Origin of the sequence: Streptomyces cyaneochromogenes (assembly GCF_003963535.1) — a bacterium.
Taxonomy (GTDB): Bacteria; Actinomycetota; Actinomycetes; order Streptomycetales; family Streptomycetaceae; genus Streptomyces; species Streptomyces shaanxiensis.
Genome location: NZ_CP034539.1, coordinates 2,078,641 through 2,100,502, shown reverse-complemented (window position 1 = coordinate 2,100,502; position 21,862 = coordinate 2,078,641). Strand labels below are relative to the sequence as shown.

The following is a 21,862-nucleotide window of genomic DNA, read 5'->3' as shown; positions in this document are numbered from 1 at the left end:
CACTACCGGTCGATGCCGACCTCCCGCTAATGGTCGGGCGGCATCCGTCCGCTTGTGTTGCGTCACCCGTGTCCGGCGACTGTGTCACTCGTGTCCGGCGACCGGCCCGCCGGTCATCCCCGTCCCGCCCCGTGGACGCCCTGACCATCCGGCCATGGTCCCGGCTACGCTGGCGGCGTGCGCCCACTGTGGAAGCTTTCACTTCAGGGCGCAAAGCCGACAGCCGTCGCACTCCAGGGAGCCCCTTCATGGCCTCGTTGCCACCGACCCCTTCCGCCGACAGCCGGACCCGTGTGTCCGCCCTCCGCGAGGCGCTCGCCACCCGAGTGGTGGTCGCCGACGGAGCGATGGGCACCATGTTGCAGGCCCAGGACCCCACCCTCGAGGACTTCGAGAACCTCGAAGGGTGCAACGAGATCCTGAACCTGACCCGACCGGACATCGTCCGCTCCGTCCACGACGCGTACTTCGCGGTGGGCGTCGACTGCGTCGAGACGAACACCTTCGGCTCCAACCACACGGCCGCGGCGGAGTACGACATCGCCGACCGTGTGCACGAGCTGTCCGAGGCCGGTGCCCGCATCGCCCGCGAGGTGGCCGACGAGTACGCCGCCCGTGACGGCCGCCCGCGCTGGGTCCTCGGCTCGGTCGGCCCCGGCACCAAGCTGCCCACCCTCGGCCACATCGGCTACGCCACCATCCGCGACGGCTACCAGGCCAACGCCGAGGGACTGCTCGCCGGCGGCTCCGACGCCCTGATCGTCGAGACGACCCAGGACCTCCTGCAGACCAAGGCCTCCGTCCTCGGTGCCCGCCGCGCCATGGAGGCGACCGGCACCGAGGTGCCGCTGCTGGTCTCCATGGCCTTCGAGACGACCGGCACGATGCTGCTCGGCTCCGAGATCGGCGCCGCGCTGACGGCCCTGGAGCCGCTCGGCATCGACATGATCGGCCTGAACTGCTCCACCGGCCCCGCCGAGATGAGCGAGCACCTGCGCTACCTCACCCGGCACTCCCGCATCCCGCTGCTGTGCATGCCCAACGCGGGCCTGCCGATCCTCACCAAGGACGGCGCCCACTTCCCGCTCGGCCCCGAGGGCCTGGCCGACGCCCAGGAGAACTTCGTCCTGGACTACGGCCTCTCCCTCATCGGCGGCTGCTGCGGCACCACCCCCGAGCACCTGCGCCAGGTCGTCGACCGCGTCCGCGACCTCACGCCCTCCGAGCGCGACCCCCACCCCGAGCCCGGCGCCGCCTCCCTCTACCAGACGGTCCCGTTCCGCCAGGACACCGCCTACATGGCGATCGGCGAGCGCACCAACGCCAACGGCTCGAAGAAGTTCCGCGAGGCCATGCTTCAGGCCCGCTGGGACGACTGTGTGGAGATGGCCCGCGAGCAGATCCGCGAGGGCGCGCACATGCTCGACCTGTGCGTGGACTACGTCGGCCGCGACGGCGTCGCCGACATGGAGGAACTCGCCGGCCGCTTCGCCACCGCCTCCACCCTGCCGATCGTGCTGGACTCCACGGAGGTCGACGTCATCCAGGCCGGCCTGGAGAAGCTCGGCGGCCGCGCGGTCATCAACTCCGTCAACTACGAGGACGGCGACGGCCCCGAGTCCCGGTTCGCGAAGGTCACCAAGCTCGCCCAGGAGCACGGCGCCGCCCTGATCGCGCTGACCATCGACGAGGAGGGCCAGGCCCGCACGCCCGAGAAGAAGGTCGAGATCGCCGAGCGGCTGATCGAGGACCTGACGACGAACTGGGGCATCCACGAGTCGGACATCCTCATCGACACCCTGACCTTCACCATCTGCACGGGCCAGGAGGAGTCCCGCGGCGACGGCATCGCCACCATCGAGGCGATCCGCGAACTCAAGCGCCGCCGCCCGGACGTGCAGACCACCCTCGGCCTGTCGAACATCTCCTTCGGCCTCAACCCGGCCGCCCGCATCCTGCTCAACTCCGTCTTCCTCGACGAGTGCGTCAAGGCCGGCCTGGACTCGGCGATCGTGCACGCCTCGAAGATCCTGCCGATCGCCCGCTTCGACGAGGAGCAGGTCACCACCGCCCTCGACCTCATCTACGACCGCCGCGCCGAGGGCTACGACCCGCTGCAGAAGCTGATGGCGCTGTTCGAGGGCGCCACCGCGAAGTCCCTCAAGGCCGGCAAGGCCGAGGAACTCGCCGCCCTCCCGCTGGAGGAGCGACTCAAGCGCCGCATCATCGACGGCGAGAAGAACGGCCTGGAGGCCGACCTCGACGACGCCCTGCAGACCCGCGCCGCCCTCGACATCGTCAACGAGACCCTGTTGGACGGCATGAAGGTCGTCGGCGAGCTGTTCGGCTCCGGCCAGATGCAGCTGCCGTTCGTCCTGCAGTCCGCCGAGGTGATGAAGTCCGCCGTCGCCTACCTCGAACCGCACATGGAGAAGTCCGACGCCGACGGCAAGGGCACCATCGTGCTGGCGACGGTGCGCGGCGACGTGCACGACATCGGCAAGAACCTGGTGGACATCATCCTGTCCAACAACGGCTACAACGTGGTCAACCTGGGCATCAAGCAGCCCGTCTCCGCGATCCTTGACGCAGCCGAGGAGCACCGGGCCGACGTCATCGGCATGTCCGGCCTCCTGGTCAAGTCCACGGTGATCATGAAGGAGAACCTGGAGGAGCTCAACCAGCGCGGCCTGGCGGCGAACTACCCCGTCATCCTCGGCGGCGCCGCCCTCACGCGCGCGTACGTCGAGCAGGACCTGCACGAGCTGTACGAGGGCGAAGTCCGCTACGCGCGGGACGCGTTCGAGGGCCTGCGCCTGATGGACGCCCTGATCGGCGTCAAGCGGGGCGTGCCCGGCGCGAAGCTGCCCGAGCTCAAGCAGCGCCGAGTGCGGGCGACTTCCTCCGCCGTGGTGGAGGAGCGCCCGGAGGAGGGCCACGTCCGCTCCGACGTCGCCACCGACAACCCGGTCCCCGAGCCGCCGTTCTGGGGCACCCGCGTCATCAAGGGCATCCAGCTCAAGGAGTACGCGTCCTGGCTCGACGAGGGCGCCCTCTTCAAGGGCCAGTGGGGCCTGAAGGAGACCCGCACCGGCGACGGTCCCTCGTACCAGGAACTCGTCGAGACCGAGGGCCGCCCGCGGCTGCGCGGACTGCTCGACAAGCTCCAGACGGAGAACCTGCTGGAAGCCGCCGTGGTCTACGGCTACTTCCCGTGCGTCTCCAAGGACGACGACCTGATCCTCCTGGACGAGCACGGCAACGAAAGCACCCGCTTCACCTTCCCGCGCCAGCGCCGCGGCCGCCGCCTGTGCCTCGCGGACTTCTTCCGCCCGCAGGAGTCCGGCGAGACGGACGTCGTGGGCCTGCAGGTGGTCACCGTGGGCTCGCGGATCGGCGAGGAGACGGCACGGATGTTCGAGGCGAACGCCTACCGCGACTACCTCGAACTGCACGGCCTGTCCGTGCAGCTGGCCGAGGCGCTCGCCGAGTACTGGCACGCGCGCGTGCGCTCCGAGCTGGGCTTCGCCGGTGACGACCCGGCCGACATCGAGGACATGTTCGCGCTGAAGTACCGGGGCGCCCGCTTCTCGCTGGGCTACGGCGCCTGCCCGAACCTGGAGGACCGGTCCAAGATCGCCGACCTGCTCCAGCCGGAGCGCATCGGCGTCCACCTGTCCGAGGAGTTCCAGCTGCACCCCGAGCAGTCCACGGACGCGATCGTCATCCACCACCCGGAGGCGAAGTACTTCAACGCGCGCTGACGCACCCGCCCCGCAGCAGGGGCGGCGCGCGCCGCATCGGCGCACGTCAGGGCGTCCCCCGTGGTATTCGAGGTGTGCCCCGGGCCACGCCGGTTAAACGAGGCGTTTCGGCCGGGACGGACGTACACTGGTCGGTCCACTGCAGGCCGGTTCCCCAGCGGGAACCGGCCTGATCGCCCCTTCAAGGAGGTACGTGGATGACCAGCACGGTCCCCGCGCCAGCAACCCGTACGGCCGACGGGTCGGCCCTTCAGGCCGTCCTCCTCGACATGGACGGCACCCTGGTGGACACCGAGGGCTTCTGGTGGGACGTCGAGGTCGAGATCTTCGCCGGCCTCGGCCACACCCTCGACGACACCTGGCGCCATGTCGTGGTCGGCGGCCCCATGACCCGCAGCGCCGGATTCCTGATCGAGGCCACCGGCGCCGACATCACCCTCGCCGAGCTCACAGTGCTCCTCAACCAGGGCTTCGAGGACCGCATCGACCGCGCCCTGCCGCTGATGCCCGGCGCCGCCCGGCTGCTGGCCGAGCTGGCCGAGTACGAGATCCCCACCGCCCTGGTCTCCGCCTCGCACCGGCGCATCATCGACCGCGTCCTCACCTCGCTCGGCCCCCAGCACTTCGCGCTGACCGTCGCCGGTGACGAGGTGCCGCGCACCAAGCCGCACCCGGACCCGTACCTGTACGCCGCCGCCGGACTCGGCGCCGATCCGGCCCGCTGCGCGGTCGTCGAGGACACGGCGACCGGCGTCGCCGCGGCCGAGGCCGCCGGCTGCCACGTGGTCGCCGTGCCCTCCGTGGCACCGATCAGCCCGGCCTCCCGGCGCACCGTGGTGACCTCGCTGGAAGAGGTCGATCTGGCATTTCTGCGCGGCCTGATGGCGGCGTGACAACGGAAATGCGCACGCCGTTCACGCAGCGTGCAACATCGATAGCGGGGAATTCCGCGCGGTAATTCGAACGTGCCGGATGGCTGAATTCCGGCCCATGCCAAGACTGTTCAGTTTGTGACGTTCGACACTCCAAGAGGGCTCTTCGGGCGCCCCGCCCCGCGCCGCCCGCCCTCCACGGAGGGCTGCGAACGCGCCCTTGTGTCCCGATTGATGGACCGGTGCACGAATCCTTCCCCGGTGAGCCTTCCGTTGCGTCCACACCCCGTTCCACTCCGTGACGAACCCTTAACTCCGGTGGCTGCGAACCGCCCTGCTGGTGCGGACTAATCTCGTCGGCGAGAACATCGCACTTACCCCGTGATCCGCAGCGACACCCCTGCATGCCGGGTACACGGAGTCGACAGCTGGAGAAACCCGAGCATGAACCGCAAGACTTTGGTGCTGCCGGCCGTCATCGGCCTGCTCGCGCCGGTTCTCGCCGCCTGCGGCGGAACCGACAGCGGCGACAACGGCGACGCGATCGTCGTCGGCACCACGGACGCGTTCACTGCCTCGAAGGACGCTCCCGCCCCGCTCGACCCGGCCTACGCCTACGACGTCGGCACCTGGAACATCCTGCGCCAGACCGTGCAGACCCTGATGGTCCAGCCGCGCGGCGAGGGCACCCCGGTCCCCGAGGCCGCCGAGAGCTGCGGCTTCACCGACAGCGGCAACGAACGCTACGCCTGCACCCTGCGCGAGGGCCTGACGTTCTCCAACGGCGACCCCGTCACCGCCGAGGACGTGAAGTACTCCATCGACCGGGCCCGCTCCCTCAAGGCCGACAGCGGCGTCTTCGCCCTGCTGTCCACCATCGACACCGTCGAGACCCAGGGCGACCGCGAGGTCATCTTCCACCTCAAGACCGCCGACTCCACCTTCCCGTTCAAGCTGTCCACCCCGGTCGCCGGCATCGTCGACCCGGACATCTACGCCAAGAACAAGCTGCGGGACGGCTTCGAGGTCGACGGCTCCGGCCCGTACACCCTCCAGGCCGAGGTCGAGAACGACGAACTGGTCTCCGCCGTGTTCACCAAGAACCCCGAGTACAAGGGGAGCCTGACGGTGAACAACGACAAGGTCGAACTGCGCAACTTCACCGACGCCGACGCGATGGGCAGCGCCCTCAGCAAGGGCGACATCGACCTGATGACCCGCACCATGTCGCCGCAGCAGATCCAGAAGCTGTCGGCCGACTCCGACGACACCGTCGACCTCGTCGACCTGTCCGGCCTCGAGATCCGCTACCTGGCCTTCAACACCGACGACCCGTCCGTCCGCAGCAAGGCCGTCCGCCAGGCGATGGCCCAGGTCATCGACCGCGGCGAACTCGTCTCCAAGGTCTACGGCTCCCAGGCCGAACCGCTGTACTCGCTGGTCCCCGCCAGCATCACGGGCCACTCCAACTCGTTCTTCAACAAGTACGGCGACCCGAGCGTCGGCAAGGCCAAGTCCCTGCTGGAGAAGGCCGGCATCACCACTCCGGTGAAGCTGACGCTGCACTACACCACCGACCACTACGGCCCGGCCACGAAGAAGGAGTTCGAGCTGCTGCAGAAGCAGCTCAACGACAGCGGCCTGTTCGACGTCGCCATCGAGGGCACCCCCTGGGCGACGTTCCGCCCCGCCGAGCAGAAGGGCACGTACGAGGTCTACGGCATGGGCTGGTTCCCGGACTTCCCGGACGCCGACAACTACCTCGCGCCCTTCCTCGACAAGGACAACTTCCTCGGCTCGCCGTACACCAACAGCACGATCCGGGGCACCCTCATCCCGGAGTCCCGCCGCGCCGCCGACCGGCTGTCCGCGGTCGGCAGCCTCACGGACATCCAGGACATCGTCGCGGGCGACGTGCCCGTGATCCCGCTGTGGCAGGGCAAGCAGTACGTCGCCGCGGGCGACGACGTCACGGGTACGGCGTACGCGCTCAACTCGTCCTCCACGCTTCAGCTGTGGGAGCTCGGCCGCGGCGTGAGCGGCTGACGTCTCCCCGTACCCGGCACCTGGACCAGGGCGCCGGGTCAGGCCCGGGATCCGGGACGCGGCCCGGGCTTCTCACAACCGACGACAAGGCACTCGTACGTGAACATGCGCAACCAGTGGCCAGTCCTGCCCGTCGTGGCAGGGCTGGCCTCCGGCCTGCTGACCGGCTGCGGAACCGAGACGGGCGACACCGGGGGGACCGGCACTTCAGTGGTCATGGGGATGTCGGACGACGTCCTGGCCACGGACCCCGCCTCCGGCTACGACCCCGGCTCCTGGCTGTTGTTCAACAACGTCTTCCAGTCGCTGCTCAGCTTCCCCAAGGGCGCCACCGAACCGCAGCCCGAGGCCGCCGAGCAGTGCACCTTCTCCGACACCAGGGCCACGGTCTACAAGTGCACCCTCAAGGACGGCCTGACATTCAGCAACGGTGACGAACTGACCTCTGCGGACGTCAAGTTCTCCTTCGACCGCATGCTGGACATCAACGATCCCGACGGCCCCGCGGTCATGTTCCCCACGCTCGACAAGGTCCAGACGCCGGACGACAAGACGGTCGTCTTCCGGCTCAACACCCCCGACGCCACCTTCCCGAGCAAGATAGCCTCCGGCGCCGGCTCCATCGTCGACAAGGACGAGTACGACGCCAAGGGCCTGCGCAAGGACGGCGCGGCCGTCGGCTCCGGCCCGTACAAGCTGGACAAGTTCGACGACGACGAGGCCGTCTTCTCCGTCAACGAGAACTACAAGGGCACCGCCGAGGTACAGAACGACGGCGTGACCCTGAAGTTCTTCCACGGCGACCAGGACGCCCTGAAGAAGGCGCTGCTCCAGAACCAGGTCGACATCGCCTACCGAGGCCTCACCGCCGGCGACATCGCCGGAATCGAGAAGTCGGGCGACGACTCCGGTGTCGAGATCCTCGAGGGCAGCAGCGCCGAGGTCCAGCACCTGGTCTTCAACATGGACGACCCCGTCGCCGGCAAGCTCGGCGTCCGCAAGGCCATGGCCTACCTCATCGACCGCGACGCCCTCATCAAGGACGTCTACCAGGGCACGGCGACCCCGCTGTACTCGATCATCCCGGCCGGTATCGGCGGCCACAACACGGCCTACTTCGACACCTACGGCGCCCGCCCCTCCAAGGCCAAGGCCGCCGCCGCGCTGCAGGACGAGGGCATCAGCGGCAAGGTGAAGCTGACCCTGTGGTCCACCCCGTCGCGCTACGGCCCCGCCACCGACGACGAGTTGAGGGCGATCGCCAAGCAGCTCAACGACAGCGGCCTGTTCGACGCCGACGTGCAGTCCGTCGCCTTCGACCAGTACGAGAAGGACATCGCCGACGGCAAGTACGGCGTGTACGTGAAGGGCTGGATCCCGGACTACCCGGACGCCGACAACTTCACGTCCCCCTTCTTCGGCAAGGGCAACGTGCTGAGCAACAACTACAGCAACAAGTCGATCACCGGCACGCTCATCCCGCGCACCGCCGCCGAGAGCGACCGCTCCGCCACGGACGACGAGTTCGGCCGGCTCCAGGACATCGTGGCCAAGGAACTCCCCGTCCTGCCGGTCTGGCAGGCCAAGCAGTACGCCGTCACGCACGAGAACGTCTACGGCCTCGAGTACTGCCTCGACGCCTCGACCGTGTTCCGCTTCTGGGAACTCAGCAAGGACTGACGGCCCGCCGTACCCGCCGCACACGCAAAGGGCGCCCCTTCCCAGGAAGGGGCGCCCTTTGCGTCGTAACGCGGGCTGCCGGCCGTGACGCGGGCCGCCGCCTACTGCGCGCCGGGGCGCACCAGCCCGCTCTCGTACGCGTACACCGCGGCCTGCACCCGGTCACGCAGCCCCAGCTTGGTGAGCACATGCCCGACGTGCGTCTTCACGGTGGTCTCGCTGACGAACAGATCCGCGGCGATCTCCGCATTGGACAGCCCCCGCGCCACCAACTTCAGCACCTCCACCTCACGCTCGGTGAGCGTGTGCAGGGTGTCCGGCACCGGCTCGTCACCGGACGGCAGATGCGTGGCGTACTTGTCGAGCAGCCGGCGCGTGATGCTCGGCGCGAGCATCGCCTCACCGGCGGCCACCACACGGATCGCCTGCACCAGCTCGTTGGCCGGGGCATCCTTCAGCAGGAAGCCACTGGCGCCCGCCTTCAGCGCCTCCACCACGTACTCGTCGAGATCGAAAGTCGTCAGCACCAGCACCTTCGCCGGGCCGTCCCGCCCGGGCCCGGTGATCTGCCGCGTCGCCTCGACCCCGTCCATCCGGGGCATGCGGATGTCCATCAGGACCACGTCGGGCTGCAGGGCCCGCACCTGGTCGAGGGCCTGGAGGCCGTCACCGGCTTCGCCCACGACCGCGATGTCCTGCTCGGCCTCCAAGATCATCCGGAAGCCGGTGCGCAGCAGCGGCTGGTCGTCGACCAGTAGGACGCGGATGGCCACGTAAGTCTCCTTCGCTAGTCCGGCCCCATTCTGCCCTGCCGGCCGCCACCCGACTCGGCCACCCTCACCGGCAACGGATAGGGCGGGGGAGTGCCGCCGAATTCCGGGCAGTGCGCCTGGTGGTCGCACCAGCCGCACAACTTGGTCGGCCGGGGACGCCACTCGCCCGTCTCCGTCGCCAGCCGGATCGCCTCCCACAACGCGTGCAGCTTGCGCTCGACCCGCTCCAGATCCGCGAGGACGGGGTCGTACGTCAGCACGTCACCGCTGCCGAGGTAGACCAGCTGGAGCCGGCGCGGGACGACGTTCTTCAGCCGCCACACCACGAGCGCGTAGAACTTCATCTGGAACAGCGCGCCCTCGGCGTACTCGGGCCGGGGCGCCTTGCCCGTCTTGTAGTCGACGATCCGCACCTCGCCCGTCGGCGCCACATCGACACGGTCGATGATGCCGCGCAGCCGCAGCCCCGAGTCCAGCTCGGCCTCCACGAACAGCTCACGCTCGGCGGGCTCCAGCCGGGTCGGATCCTCGAGACCGAACCACCGCTCGACGAGCTGCTCCGCCTCCCCGAGCCACGTCGCCAGCCGCACCCCCTCGGGATCGTCCGCGAACAGCTCCACGACCTCCGGCCTGCTCTCGCGCAGCCGCTCCCACTGGCCGGGCACCAGGGACTTCGCACGCGGAGCCGTCCGCTCGGCCGCCGGCGCGTCGAAGAGCCGCTCCAGCACCGCGTGCACCAGCGTGCCCTTGGTCGCCGCCGCACTCGGCTTCTCGGGCAGCCGGTCGATCACCCGGAACCGGTAGAGCAGCGGGCACTGCATGAAGTCACTGGCACGGGAGGGCGACAGCGAAGCCGGCGGTATGGCCGCCCTGGCGGGGCCGTCGGCCCCCGTGACCGCGGCGTCGGCCGCCGTGAGCGCGCCCGCCTCGACCGTCGCCACCGTACCGTCCGCCCCCGCCGGGAACCCGTCCGCCACCGGCCCGCTCACCGGCGCGACGTCACTGCCGCGGTCCCCCGCGGCACCCTCCGTGCTCGTCTCCATGCCCACAGACCTTACGGCCCGCCACTGACAGTCACCCAGCCGCCGCCGTCACGGCTGCGACGGAGGGGAAAACAGAGGGGGTGCCGGGGAGAAACGCGCCACCACCGCCGCATACCATCGACCCGAGACCCTTCCGCCCGCCAGGCGCGGATGACGCTTCGAACGAGGGGACACCGTGGACGAGAGCGGCAGCGGGCAGCCGCGGTCCGGCGACGAGGAATCGGCCGAGCGCCACGCACCACCTGCGACCCCGGCCGCGGGCCCCACACGCCCCGGCACCCCTCGACGCGCCACAGGCACCGACAAGCCCTCGACACCGCCGGTCGACGAACCGACCATGGTGGTGCGGCGGTTGGACCTCTCCCAAGACGACACCACCGGGGACGCACCCGACGGACACGGGGGACAAGCGCACGCGCCGAAGGGGACGGCAGCCAACGGCGAGGAAGCGAAGGGGCAGCAGCCCCGGCAATCCGACGCCGACGGCCCGGAGCCCGGGCCCGCGGACACACGGGACCGCGACGCCGACGGCAACGAAACCGGGCAGGAGACCGCCGACCGCGCCGTACCGACGACGAAGGACGCCTCCCAGGACACCGCGACCGACCACCAGCCGCCCTCCCACACCGCCCCGGACCACCGCACCTTCGCCGACAGCGGAGCCAAGGGACAACCGCCCCGCGCGCCGGAGCCACGCGGCGGGCTGCTCATGGGCCGCCCCTTCGGAGTGCCCGTCTACGTCGCCCCCAGCTGGTTCCTCGTCGCCGCCCTCATCACCTGGGTCTTCGGCGGACAGCTCGACCGCGTACTCCCCGAGCTCGGGGCCGCCCGCTACCTCGTCTCCCTCTTCTTCGCGGTCGCCTTCTACGCCTCCGTCCTCGTCCACGAGCTCGCCCACACCGTCGCGGCCCTCCGCTTCAAACTGCCCGTCCGCCGCATCCAGCTCCAGTTCTTCGGCGGCGTCTCCGAGATCGAGAAAGAGGCCGAGACACCGGGACGCGAATTCGTCCTCGCCTTCGTCGGCCCCCTGCTCTCCCTCGTACTCGCCGGCGTCTTCTACGCCGCCATGCAGCCCGTCCAACCCGGCACCGTCCCCGGCGTCCTGCTGGCCGGCCTGATGGTCTCCAACCTCATCGTGGCCGCCTTCAACCTGCTCCCCGGCCTGCCCCTCGACGGCGGCCGCATGCTCCGCGCGATCATCTGGAAGATCACCGGCAAGCCGATGACCGGCACCATCGCCGCCGCCTGGGTCGGCCGCGCCCTCGCCGTCTGCGTCCTCATCGGACTCCCATGGCTCACCCAGTCCGGCGCCCTCGGCTCCGACGCCGTCGACAACGTCGGCATGGACACCGTCATGGACGCCCTGCTCGCCGCCATCCTCGCCGCGATCATCTGGACCGGCGCCGGCAACAGCCTGCGCATGGCCCGACTGCGCCAGCACCTCCCCGAACTGCGCGCCCGCGCCCTCACCCGCCGCGCCGTCCCCGTCGAGACCGACACCCCCCTCTCCGAGGCCCTGCGCCGCGCCAACGCCGCAGGCGCCCGCGCCCTGGTCGTCGTCGACGCCGACGGCAACCCCCTCTCCCTCGTCCGCGAGGCCGCCATCGTCGGCGTCCCCGAACACCGCCGCCCCTGGGTCGCCGTCAGCGGCCTCGCCCAGGAACTGACCGACGGCATGCGCGTCTCGGCCGAGCTCGCGGGAGAAGAACTCCTCGACGCCCTCCGCGCCGCCCCGGCCACCGAATACCTGGTCGTCGAGGAGACCGGCGAGATCTACGGCGTCCTGTCCGCGGCCGACGTGGAGCGCGCCTTCGTCAAGGCCATGGCCCGCCCCAGCTGAACAACCCCCGCCACGCACGCGTGGTCGGCGGCCCCCCGAAACGCCGGTAGGCTGTTCACATGTCCGAACCGACCGGTGCCGCCCGCAGGCGCGGGCCCTTCAAGGTCGGGGACCAGGTTCAGCTGACCGACCCCAAGGGCCGCCACTACACGTTCACGCTCGAAGCCGGGAAGAACTTCCACACCCACAAGGGTTCCTTCCCGCACGACGAACTGATCGGCGCACCCGAGGGCAGCGTTGTCCGCACCACCGGGAACGTCGCCTACCTCGCGCTGCGCCCCCTGCTCCCCGACTACGTCCTGTCCATGCCCCGCGGTGCCGCCGTGGTCTACCCCAAGGACGCGGGGCAGATCCTCGCCTTCGCCGACATCTTCCCCGGCGCACGCGTCGTCGAGGCCGGCGTCGGCTCCGGCTCGCTCAGCAGCTTCCTGCTGCGCGCCATCGGCGACCAGGGCATGCTGCACTCCTACGAGCGCCGCGAGGACTTCGCCGAGATCGCCCAGCAGAACGTCGAGCGCTACTTCGGCGGCCCCCACCCCGCCTGGCAGCTCACCGTCGGCGACCTCCAGGACAACCTGAGCGACACCGACGTCGACCGCGTCATCCTCGACATGCTCGCCCCCTGGGAGTGCCTCGAGGCCGTCTCCAAGGCCCTCGTCCCCGGCGGCATCCTCTGCTGCTACGTCGCCACCACCACCCAGCTCGCCCGGACCGTCGAGTCCATCCGCGAGATCGGCTGCTTCAACGAGCCGACCGCCTGGGAGACGATGATCCGCAACTGGCACATCGAGGGCCTCGCCGTCCGCCCCGACCACCGGATGATCGGCCACACCGGCTTCCTGCTCACCGCCCGCCGCCTCGCCGACGGAGTCGAGCCGCCCATGCGCCGCCGCCGCCCCGCCAAGGGCGCCTACGGCGAGGACTACGAAGGCCCGAACGCCGACGGAGGCTCCGGCCGCTGAGGCGGCCCCGTGCCGCAACCAACGTACAAGCGCTGTGGTCGAGTTCCCGCAACAGCTCCGGGAACTCGACCACAGCGCCTTTCCGTTGACACACGACCGCCGAACGTGACCACTGAACGACCACCCGGACAGTCAAACGACAACTCCGACAGTCATACGACATCCCGTCGCACTCCCGAGCGCCCGTCATCCGGCACCGGAACTCCACACCCCCGCCGTTCCACACCACTGTGACGTGTGGCACGATGCTGGACACCCCACCGGCACAGCCCTCACAGGAGACGCTCCTAGTGCAGCAATCCGCCGTCCCGGAACTGGCACACGCCCACACCCGCCCGATCCACTGGCTCGCCACCGCCACAGCGGTGGCCGCAGTCGTGGCCCTCTCCTCGGTCCTCCAGCCCAACTCGGCGACAGCGGCCCAGACAGCCGGCCCGGAGGCGAGGAAAACACCCGCCGCCACCACACCCCTCGACCCCACCGGCGTCGACTACCCGCTCCAATGCGGGCCGGTGAAAGCGGTCGTGGTGAAGAAGGCAACAGGAGACCTGGACGGCGACGGCAGCCCCGAGACCGTGGCCGTCGTGCACTGCGACTCCCCGATGGGCACACCACCCGACGGCGTGTACGTCCTCACCCGGTCCGCCGAGACGGCCGCACCCCGCATCGTCGCAACCCTCGTCGACCCCAAGGACAGCATCACCGTCAGTGACATCGCAGTCCGTGACGGAGCCGTCGTCGGCGACCTGCTCGGCTACTCGACGCAAGACGTACCACGCTGCTGCCCGGACGTGAAGGACAGCGCGAAGTGGCAGTGGGAGAACGGCGCGTTCGTCCGCTCGACACCCGCCGGTGCCCACAGCGTCTGACGTATGCCACCGGCACGTGTGAGAAATCAGACAGTCGTAACAGCCCGTATCCGCAAGGTCACTCGGCGTCCGGACCGTACACCTCGACCCTGTCCGAAACCCGACGCACATGGATGCACTCGCCCGGACACTCCTTCGCCGAGTCCACCACATCCGTGAGAAGCGGCAACGGTACAGGCGTTGTGGCCCCCTTGGCCTGCAAAAGCTCGTCCTCGGAGCTCTTCACATAGGCCAGACCGTCGATGTCCAGCTCGAACACCTCAGGCGCGTACTGGACGCAGATACCGTCACCAGTACAGAGATCCTGGTCGATCCAGACCTCCAGCGCCTCGCCCTCGACCCCGGCCGCCTGCTCCACGCTCATCTCTCCTGCCGTCTTTCCTGCCCCGAGCCGTGCGGGAATCCGGCCAGCTCTGACGGGTGTTGAACACTTTGACCCTACCTGGGCCTGGGTTCCAATCATGTGCGGTGGGTATTCCCCTGGCGTGAGGGAGAGCGCAAGGGTGAAGATCGGACACACCCCGACCGTCTTTGTGATCTAGGGGTTTCAATCGACACCCACCCAGGTAGGGTCTGGAAGCGTCCAGCTCCCCTTGGAGGAGGTGAGGACCGTGGCAGCCCACGACGACGACATGAACCGCGGCATCCGCCCGGGACGAGGGTCCGACGACCCGGCCGGGCAGATCGCCTACCTTGAGCAGGAGATCGCCGTCCTGCGACGCAAGCTCGCCGACTCTCCGCGACACACGAGGATTCTCGAAGAGCGGATCGTCGAGCTGCAGACGAACCTGGCCGGCGTATCCGCCCAGAACGAGCGACTCGCGAACACGCTCCGTGAGGCCCGAGACCAGATCGTGGCCCTCAAGGAAGAAGTCGACCGGCTCGCACAGCCACCGGCCGGCTTCGGAGTCTTCCTGCAAGCCAACGAGGACGGCACCGCCGACATCTTCACCGGAGGCCGCAAACTCCGCGTGAACGTCAGCCCCAGCGTCGAACTCGAAGACCTCCGGCGCGGCCAGGAACTGATGCTCAACGAAGCCCTCAACGTGGTCGAGGCCATGGAATACGAGAGCGTCGGCGACATCGTCACCCTCAAAGAGATCCTCGAGGACGGCGAGCGCGCCCTCGTGGTCGGGCACACAGACGAGGAACGGGTGGTACGGCTCGCCGAACCACTCCTGGACGTCACCATCCGCCCCGGCGACGCCCTCCTGCTCGAACCCCGCTCCGGATACGTCTACGAGGTCGTCCCGAAGAGCGAGGTCGAGGAACTCGTCCTCGAAGAGGTCCCGGACATCGGCTACGAGCAGATCGGCGGCCTGGGCAACCAGATCGAAATGATCCGCGACGCGGTCGAGCTCCCCTACCTCTACCCCGACCTGTTCAAGGAACACGAACTGCGCCCCCCCAAGGGCGTCCTCCTCTACGGACCCCCCGGATGCGGCAAGACACTCATCGCCAAGGCCGTCGCCAACTCGCTGGCCAAAAAGGTCGCCGAAGTCACCGGCCAAGCCCAGGGCAAGAGCTTCTTCCTCAACATCAAGGGCCCCGAACTCCTCAACAAGTACGTCGGTGAGACCGAGCGGCAGATCCGCCTCGTCTTCCAGCGCGCACGAGAAAAGGCCAGCGAGGGCACACCCGTCATCGTCTTCTTCGACGAAATGGAATCCCTCTTCCGCACCCGCGGCTCCGGCGTCAGCTCGGACGTGGAAAACACCATCGTCCCCCAGCTCCTCGCCGAGATCGACGGCGTGGAAGGCCTGCAGAACGTGGTCGTCATCGGCGCCTCCAACCGCGAGGACATGATCGACCCCGCCATCCTGCGCCCCGGCCGACTGGACGTGAAGATCAAGATCGAGCGCCCGGACGCCGAGGCCGCCAAGGACATCTTCGGCAAGTACCTCACAGAACGCCTCCCGCTGCACTCCGAGGACCTCGGCGAGCACGGCGGCAGCAAGGCGACCACGGTCCAAAGCATGATCCAGACCGCCGTCGAGCAGATGTACGCCGAATCCGAGGAAAACCGCTTCCTGGAAGTCACCTACGCCAACGGCGACAAGGAAGTCCTCTACTTCAAGGACTTCAACTCCGGCGCCATGATCGAAAACATCGTGGGCCGCGCCAAGAAAATGGCGATCAAGGACTTCCTCGAACACAACCAGAAGGGCCTGCGCGTCTCCCACCTCCTCCAGGCATGCGTGGACGAGTTCAAGGAGAACGAAGACCTGCCCAACACCACCAACCCCGACGACTGGGCCCGCATCTCCGGAAAGAAGGGCGAACGGATCGTCTACATCCGCACCCTCATCACCGGAAAGCAGGGCGCGGACACCGGACGCTCCATCGACACGGTGGCCAACACCGGTCAGTACCTGTAAAACACAGGGCGGCTGCGGGTGCCCTCACCGGGTACCCGCAGCCCACTGTTTTTCCGGCCACCACCGGAACACAAGGCGTGCAAGGCAATGACGCAAATGATCTCCCCACCAGCGCAAAGGCGTTCTAGGCTCTTCCGTACCGCAGAGTCGCGCAGTGCGGGGACGGGCACCGCACACGCAACCGAGCGCCAGCGGTATCTGCGCGGCGCCCACGACCGAGGGTGCCGCCGGGCAAGGAGGGCCGCATGACCGTACGGCGAGTAATGGGCATCGAGACGGAGTACGGGATCTCCGTCCCCGGCCACCCCAACGCCAATGCCATGCTCACCTCATCCCAGATCGTCAACGCCTACGCGGCGGCGATGCACCGGGCCCGCCGGGCCCGCTGGGACTTCGAGGAGGAGAACCCGCTGCGCGACGCGCGAGGCTTCGACCTCGCCCGCGAGGCCGCCGACGCCAGCCAGCTCACCGACGAGGACATCGGCCTGGCCAACGTCATCCTCACCAACGGAGCACGACTCTACGTCGACCACGCGCACCCCGAATACAGCGCGCCCGAGGTCACCAACCCCCGCGACGCCGTCCTCTGGGACAAAGCCGGCGAACGCATCATGGCCGAAGCAGCAGAACGCGCCGCACAACTCCCCGGCGCCCAGCCCATCCACCTCTACAAGAACAACACCGACAACAAAGGCGCCTCCTACGGCACGCACGAGAACTACCTGATGAAGCGGGAAACCCCCTTCTCGGACATCGTGCGCCACCTCACCCCCTTCTTCGTCTCCCGCCAGGTCTTCGCCGGAGCCGGCCGCGTCGGCATCGGCCAGGACGGCCACGAACACGGCTTCCAGCTCAGCCAGCGCGCCGACTACTTCGAGGTCGAGGTGGGCCTGGAGACGACGCTGAAGCGCCCGATCATCAACACCCGCGACGAGCCCCACGCCGACGCCGAGAAATACCGCCGCCTCCACGTGATCATCGGCGACGCCAACCTCTCCGAGATCTCGACCTACCTGAAACTGGGCACCACGGCCCTGGTCCTCTCCATGATCGAAGACGGCTTCATCGCCGTCGACCTCGCCGTCGACCAGCCCGTACGCACACTCCACCAGGTCTCGCACGACCCATCACTCAAGCGCCTGATCACCCTCCGCAGCGGCCGCACACTCACCGCCGTCCAGCTCCAGATGGAGTACTACGAGCTCTCACGCAAATACGTCGAGGAACGCTTCGGCGCGGACGCCGACGACCAGACCAAAGACATCCTCACCCGCTGGGAAGACACCCTCAACCGCCTCGAACGCGACCCCATGAGCCTCTCCGGCGAACTGGACTGGGTCGCCAAACGAGAACTCATGGAGGGCTACCGCCGCCGCGACAACCTCGACTGGGACGCCGCCAAACTCCACCTCCTCGACCTCCAGTACGCCGACGTACGCCCCGAAAAGGGCCTCTACAACCGTCTCGCGGCCCGCGGCCGCATGAAGCGCCTCATGGACGAGGAAACCGTCGAACGGGCGAAGGCGAAGCCACCCGAGGACACCCGCGCGTACTTCCGCGGACGCTGCCTGGAGCAGTACGCCGACGACGTCGCCGCGGCCTCCTGGGACTCGGTCATCTTCGACCTGCCCGGCCGCGACTCCCTCCAGCGCGTTCCAACCCTCGAACCGCTTCGCGGAACGCGAAATCACGTCAAGGAGCTCCTGGACCGCTGCCGCACCGCGGAAGACCTGGTCAGGGTCCTGTCAGGCGGCTGACCGCACACCCGGACGGCACCGGCCGAACAGGGTGGAAAACCCGGCCGCCGGGAATCATCGAGGTGGCCCCCGTACGTTGGAGAAACTGCGGGGCCGATGTCAGACCCGGCTTGTAGGGTCTGATCATCACCGATCGGCAGGAAAGCCGACCTGCCGACCATGTCGGGCGAAATGAGCGGGGTGAGGGATATGGCAACCAAGGACACCAGCGGCGGACAGCAGAAGGCCACGCGCTCTACTGAGGAGGTCGAGGAGCAGGCGGCAGAGACGCAGGCTTCTGAGGACCTCAAGGAGCGGCAGGAGAAGCTGAGCGATGACGTCGACTCGGTTCTCGACGAAATCGACGACGTACTCGAGGAAAATGCCGAGGATTTCGTGCGAAGCTTCGTGCAAAAAGGTGGAGAGTAAAGGCGATTCGGTCACTTTGCCTTCGAACTGAAGGTTGCGGGGGATTTGGGTGGCTGACGAGCCGAGCGCCAAGAAGTGCACGGGCTGCAAGCGGGACCTGCCTTTCGCCGCTTTCGCGCGGGACAGGAATCGGAGTGATGGCCTCCAGGTGCGATGCCGGGAGTGCGTGGCGGAGTACGGCGCCGCGCACTACCGGCGTCGCCGGGAGGCCATGGGGAAGTCGGTGCGGGAGAAGGTGGAGGTTCCGACCGGGCACAAGCTCTGCCGGACATGCGGAGAAGTGAAGCCGCACAGCGAGTGGCATCGCAACGCCACTGCGTCCGACGGGCTGGCGACTCGCTGCAAGGCGTGCCGTGCAGTGCAAGGGCGGCAGGGCCACTTGAAGCGGCAGTACGGCATCACCGAAGCCGACCGCGACGAGCTGGTGGCCTCTCAAGGGGGCGTCTGCTGCATATGTTTGGCGGCTCTGCCCGAGCATGTGGATCACTGCCACGAGACGGGTAGGGTCCGTGGCGTACTGTGCTTCAGCTGCAACGCTGCACTGGGGCAGTTCAAGGATCGGCCCGACGTGATAAGGCGGGCTGCTGCATACGTGGAAGGAATCGCGTGGAAGCCAACACTCGTAGCACCGGGCGTCTACCAGCTGCCTTCCTGACGCCTGGGTCGTCCTCGTTCATGGACTTTCTCTCCGAGCACCAGCCCGAGCTGCTGCCCGGCAAGCGTCAACTCCCGCCCACGCAAGGCGTGATCGAGGCCCCGCACGGCACGACCATCGTGGCCGTGACGTTCCCGGGGGGCGTCGTGCTCGCCGGTGACCGGCGGGCCACCATGGGCAACGTCATCGCACAGCGGGACATCGAGAAGGTGTTCCCGGCGGACGAGTACTCGGCCGTCGGTATCGCCGGTACGGCCGGTCTGGCCGTCGAGATGGTCAAGCTCTTCCAGTTGGAGCTGGAGCACTTCGAGAAGGTCGAGGGTGCGCAGCTGTCGCTGGAGGGCAAGGCGAATCGGCTGTCGACGATGATCCGGTCGAATCTGGGGATGGCGATGCAGGGGCTGGCGGTCGTGCCGCTGTTCGCCGGGTACGACGTGGACCGGGAGAAGGGGCGGATCTTCTCGTACGACGTGACGGGTGGTCGTTCCGAGGAGCAGGGTTATGCCGCCACGGGGTCGGGTTCGATCTTTGCGCGTGGCGCGATGAAGAAGTTGTTCCGTGCCGATCTGAGTGAGGCCGAGGCCACGACGCTGGTGGTGCAGGCTCTGTATGACGCGGCTGACGACGACTCGGCGACCGGTGGTCCCGATGTCGCCCGCCGGATCTACCCGATCGTCACGGTGATCACCGAGGACGGTTTCCGCCGGCTCGACGATGACGAGTCCTCCGAGATCGCGCGTTCCATTCTGGAGCGGCGTCTGGAGCAGCCCGACGGCCCGCGGGCCGCGCTGCTGTAGGCGGCGGCTCGGTCTTATCAAGGTGATCCTGTGACTTCGACAGAAAGGGACGGATAACCGGTGTCGACGCCGTTCTATGTCTCACCCCAGCAGGCGATGGCCGACCGGGCGGAGTATGCCCGTAAGGGCATCGCCCGTGGTCGCAGCCTGGTCGTGCTGCAGTATGCCGACGGCATTGTCTTCGTCGGCGAGAACCCGTCCCGCGCGCTGCACAAGTTCAGCGAGATCTATGACCGGATCGGTTTCGCGGCGGCCGGTAAGTACAACGAGTACGAGAATCTGCGGATCGGTGGTGTGCGGTATGCCGATCTTCGTGGTTACACCTATGACCGTGATGATGTGACCGCGCGTGGTCTGGCCAATGTCTACGCCCAGACGCTGGGCACGATCTTCTCCTCCGCGGCCGAGAAGCCGTACGAGGTGGAGCTGGTCGTCGCCGAGGTGGGCGAGACGCCCGAGGGTGACCAGATCTATCGGCTGCCGCACGACGGCTCGATCGTGGACGAGCACGGTTCGGTCGCGGTCGGTGGCAATGCCGAGTTGATCAGTAACTATCTGGACCAGCGTCATCAGGACGGCATGAGCCTTGCCGAGGCTCTCAAGCTGGCCGTCCAGGCTCTGTCCCGTGAGTCGAACGGCACGCAGCGGGAGATTCCGGCGGAGCGTCTGGAGGTCGCGGTGCTGGACCGGACGCGTCCGCAGTCGCGGAAGTTCAAGCGCATTGTCGGTCGGCAGCTCGGTCGGCTGTTGGAGGCCGGTGGCGCGGCCACGGAGGCCGAGAGCGCTGATGGTGAGGACGGTTCGGAGGATTCCGGCGGTTCCGAGGAGTAGTCCGAGCGGTTCATCTCGCTCGCCCTGTTCGCCCCGTACTGTGCCCCGGCCGCTCGCTCGGCCGGGGCACAGGTGTGTTCGGGGTGGGGTTCAGGGGGCGCTGGGCGGCGCTGTGGAGCCTCGTACGACGAGTTCGACGGGAATGTCGCCGCCTTGGGGTTCGCGGCCTTCCAGGACCGCCAGGAGGGCTTGCATGCCGCGTTCGCCGAAGAGCTCGGCGTCGAGTCGGACGGTGGTGAGTTCGGGGTCGATGGCGGTGGCGAGGGCGAGGTCGTCGAGGCCGGTGACGGAGATGTCGTCGGGGATGCGCAGGCCGAGGCGGCGTGCGGCTTTGTAGGCGCCGGCGGCGAGTTTGTCGTCGTCGCTGACGATGGCGGTGGGGCGGGGGCCGGGTGCGGTGAGTGCGGTGGTGGTGGCGGTGAGGGCGCCGTCGATGGAGATGGGGGCGCGGGCGGTGCGCAGTGAGGTGCCGGGTGTCTCGGCGATGCGTGTGGCGAGTTCGCGTGCGCGTACGTCGAAGGTCCAGGACGGCACGTCGGCGGCGAGGTGCAGGATGCGGCGGTGGCCGAGGCCGATGAGGTGTGCGGCGACCTGGCGGACGCCGTCGGCGATGTCGAGGTTCACGGTTGCGGCGCCGAGGCTGCCTTGGGGGTCGCTGTCGAGCATGACCAGGGGGAGCTGGTCGCCGTGGATGGCGGTGAGGGCGTCGGCGGCCATGGAGGAGGCGATGACGCCGTCCAGGGCGGTCTGGGCGGAGGCGAAGGGGTCGCGGGCGGGGCCGATGCCTTCGGGGGAGGGGTAGAGAACGACGCCGAAGCCGTGTCGGGCGGCGAGGCGGGCGGCGCCGGTGTAGACGCCTGCGAAGAATTCGGTGGTGAGGGCGGGGACCACGAGGAGTACGGTGCGGGTGTGGCCGAGGCGGAGGTTGCGGGCCGCGAGGTTGGGCCGGTAGCCGAGTTCGCGGGCTGCCTGGCGTACGCGTTCCGCTGTGGTCTCGGAGACGCGGCCGCGCCATTTGTCGCCGAGGACGAGGGATACCGCGGCCTGGGAGACGCCTGCGGCTTGGGCTACGTCCCGGCTGGTGGGGCGGGTGCTGCCGTGTGCCACCGTCCGCGCGCTCCTTCGTCTGGACTCCTGAACAGCGCACATGGTACGTATGACGAAGGACGTTATACGTAAAACTTGAG

At 68.5% G+C, this 21,862-nt stretch carries 17 protein-coding genes; 13 read left to right on the top strand and 4 right to left on the bottom strand.

Features of this window, described 5'->3' with window-relative positions; all coding sequences use genetic code 11:
* Nucleotides 1-248 precede the first annotated feature (248 nt).
* The 4 genes from metH to EJ357_RS09220 all read left to right on the top strand — a co-directional run bounded on the left by metH (nucleotide 249) and on the right by EJ357_RS09220 (nucleotide 8,362).
* On the top strand, nucleotides 249-3,764 hold the full coding sequence (gene metH / locus EJ357_RS09235) for a methionine synthase (RefSeq protein WP_126390443.1): 3,516 nt from the start codon (nucleotides 249-251) through the stop codon (nucleotides 3,762-3,764).
* A 197-nt stretch (nucleotides 3,765-3,961) separates the two neighbouring features.
* The gene (locus EJ357_RS09230) at nucleotides 3,962-4,657 is read left to right on the top strand and encodes an HAD family hydrolase (RefSeq protein ID WP_126390441.1); all 696 of its coding nucleotides are present in this window, start codon (nucleotides 3,962-3,964) and stop codon (nucleotides 4,655-4,657) included.
* Nucleotides 4,658-5,080: 423 nt separating this feature from the next.
* Nucleotides 5,081-6,682 carry an ABC transporter substrate-binding protein gene (locus EJ357_RS09225; protein WP_126390439.1) on the top strand — a complete coding sequence of 534 codons (1,602 nt, stop codon included), beginning with the start codon at nucleotides 5,081-5,083 and terminating at the stop codon, nucleotides 6,680-6,682.
* Between the two features lie 99 nt (nucleotides 6,683-6,781).
* Nucleotides 6,782-8,362, top strand: coding sequence for an ABC transporter substrate-binding protein (locus EJ357_RS09220; RefSeq protein ID WP_126390437.1), 1,581 nt, complete (start codon nucleotides 6,782-6,784; stop codon nucleotides 8,360-8,362).
* Between the two features lie 101 nt (nucleotides 8,363-8,463).
* Here the strand turns inward: EJ357_RS09220 and EJ357_RS09215 are convergent, their stop codons facing one another.
* Together EJ357_RS09215 and EJ357_RS09210 are read right to left on the bottom strand one after the other, a co-directional pair.
* Nucleotides 8,464-9,135, bottom strand: coding sequence for a response regulator (locus tag EJ357_RS09215; RefSeq protein WP_030946450.1), 672 nt, complete (start codon nucleotides 9,133-9,135; stop codon nucleotides 8,464-8,466).
* A 14-nt stretch (nucleotides 9,136-9,149) separates the two neighbouring features.
* Complete coding sequence (locus tag EJ357_RS09210; protein ID WP_126390435.1) at nucleotides 9,150-10,178, bottom strand: RecB family exonuclease; 1,029 nt, start codon at nucleotides 10,176-10,178, stop codon at nucleotides 9,150-9,152.
* A 175-nt stretch (nucleotides 10,179-10,353) separates the two neighbouring features.
* Between EJ357_RS09210 and EJ357_RS09200 the strand changes: the two genes are divergently transcribed.
* The 3 genes from EJ357_RS09200 (at nucleotide 10,354) to EJ357_RS09190 (ending at nucleotide 13,849) form a co-directional block, all read left to right on the top strand.
* Complete coding sequence (locus tag EJ357_RS09200; protein WP_126390433.1) at nucleotides 10,354-12,018, top strand: site-2 protease family protein; 1,665 nt, start codon at nucleotides 10,354-10,356, stop codon at nucleotides 12,016-12,018.
* 59 nt (nucleotides 12,019-12,077) lie between these two features.
* Nucleotides 12,078-12,980 carry a tRNA (adenine-N1)-methyltransferase gene (locus EJ357_RS09195; RefSeq protein WP_126390431.1) on the top strand — a complete coding sequence of 301 codons (903 nt, stop codon included), beginning with the start codon at nucleotides 12,078-12,080 and terminating at the stop codon, nucleotides 12,978-12,980.
* A 290-nt stretch (nucleotides 12,981-13,270) separates the two neighbouring features.
* Nucleotides 13,271-13,849: a hypothetical protein gene (locus tag EJ357_RS09190; protein ID WP_126390429.1), complete on the top strand. Its 579-nt coding sequence runs from the start codon at nucleotides 13,271-13,273 to the stop codon at nucleotides 13,847-13,849.
* 58 nt (nucleotides 13,850-13,907) lie between these two features.
* On the opposite strand, the gene EJ357_RS09185 is transcribed toward EJ357_RS09190, so the two are convergent.
* A complete protein-coding gene (locus EJ357_RS09185; RefSeq protein ID WP_126390427.1) occupies nucleotides 13,908-14,213 on the bottom strand; it encodes a ferredoxin in 306 nt (101 codons plus the stop codon).
* A 247-nt stretch (nucleotides 14,214-14,460) separates the two neighbouring features.
* Here EJ357_RS09185 and arc point away from each other — a divergent pair, with 247 nt between their 5' ends.
* From arc to prcA, 6 genes are all read left to right on the top strand, one after another.
* Nucleotides 14,461-16,227 carry a proteasome ATPase gene (arc, locus tag EJ357_RS09175; RefSeq protein WP_126390423.1) on the top strand — a complete coding sequence of 589 codons (1,767 nt, stop codon included), beginning with the start codon at nucleotides 14,461-14,463 and terminating at the stop codon, nucleotides 16,225-16,227.
* 245 nt (nucleotides 16,228-16,472) lie between these two features.
* Complete coding sequence (gene dop / locus EJ357_RS09170; protein ID WP_175647346.1) at nucleotides 16,473-17,984, top strand: depupylase/deamidase Dop; 1,512 nt, start codon at nucleotides 16,473-16,475, stop codon at nucleotides 17,982-17,984.
* Nucleotides 17,985-18,173: 189 nt separating this feature from the next.
* Nucleotides 18,174-18,392, top strand: coding sequence for a ubiquitin-like protein Pup (locus tag EJ357_RS09165; protein ID WP_126390421.1), 219 nt, complete (start codon nucleotides 18,174-18,176; stop codon nucleotides 18,390-18,392).
* Nucleotides 18,393-18,441: 49 nt separating this feature from the next.
* Nucleotides 18,442-19,047: an endonuclease VII domain-containing protein gene (locus tag EJ357_RS09160; RefSeq protein ID WP_126390419.1), complete on the top strand. Its 606-nt coding sequence runs from the start codon at nucleotides 18,442-18,444 to the stop codon at nucleotides 19,045-19,047.
* The gene (gene prcB, locus EJ357_RS09155) at nucleotides 18,999-19,844 is read left to right on the top strand and encodes a proteasome subunit beta (RefSeq protein WP_126390417.1); all 846 of its coding nucleotides are present in this window, start codon (nucleotides 18,999-19,001) and stop codon (nucleotides 19,842-19,844) included. The genes EJ357_RS09160 and prcB overlap by 49 nt, the downstream gene beginning before the upstream one ends.
* A gap of 60 nt (nucleotides 19,845-19,904) precedes the next feature.
* A complete protein-coding gene (gene prcA / locus EJ357_RS09150; protein WP_126390415.1) occupies nucleotides 19,905-20,675 on the top strand; it encodes a proteasome subunit alpha in 771 nt (256 codons plus the stop codon).
* A 90-nt stretch (nucleotides 20,676-20,765) separates the two neighbouring features.
* Here the strand turns inward: prcA and EJ357_RS09145 are convergent, their stop codons facing one another.
* Nucleotides 20,766-21,782 carry a LacI family DNA-binding transcriptional regulator gene (locus EJ357_RS09145; protein ID WP_175647345.1) on the bottom strand — a complete coding sequence of 339 codons (1,017 nt, stop codon included), beginning with the start codon at nucleotides 21,780-21,782 and terminating at the stop codon, nucleotides 20,766-20,768.
* Nucleotides 21,783-21,862: the final 80 nt, after the last annotated feature.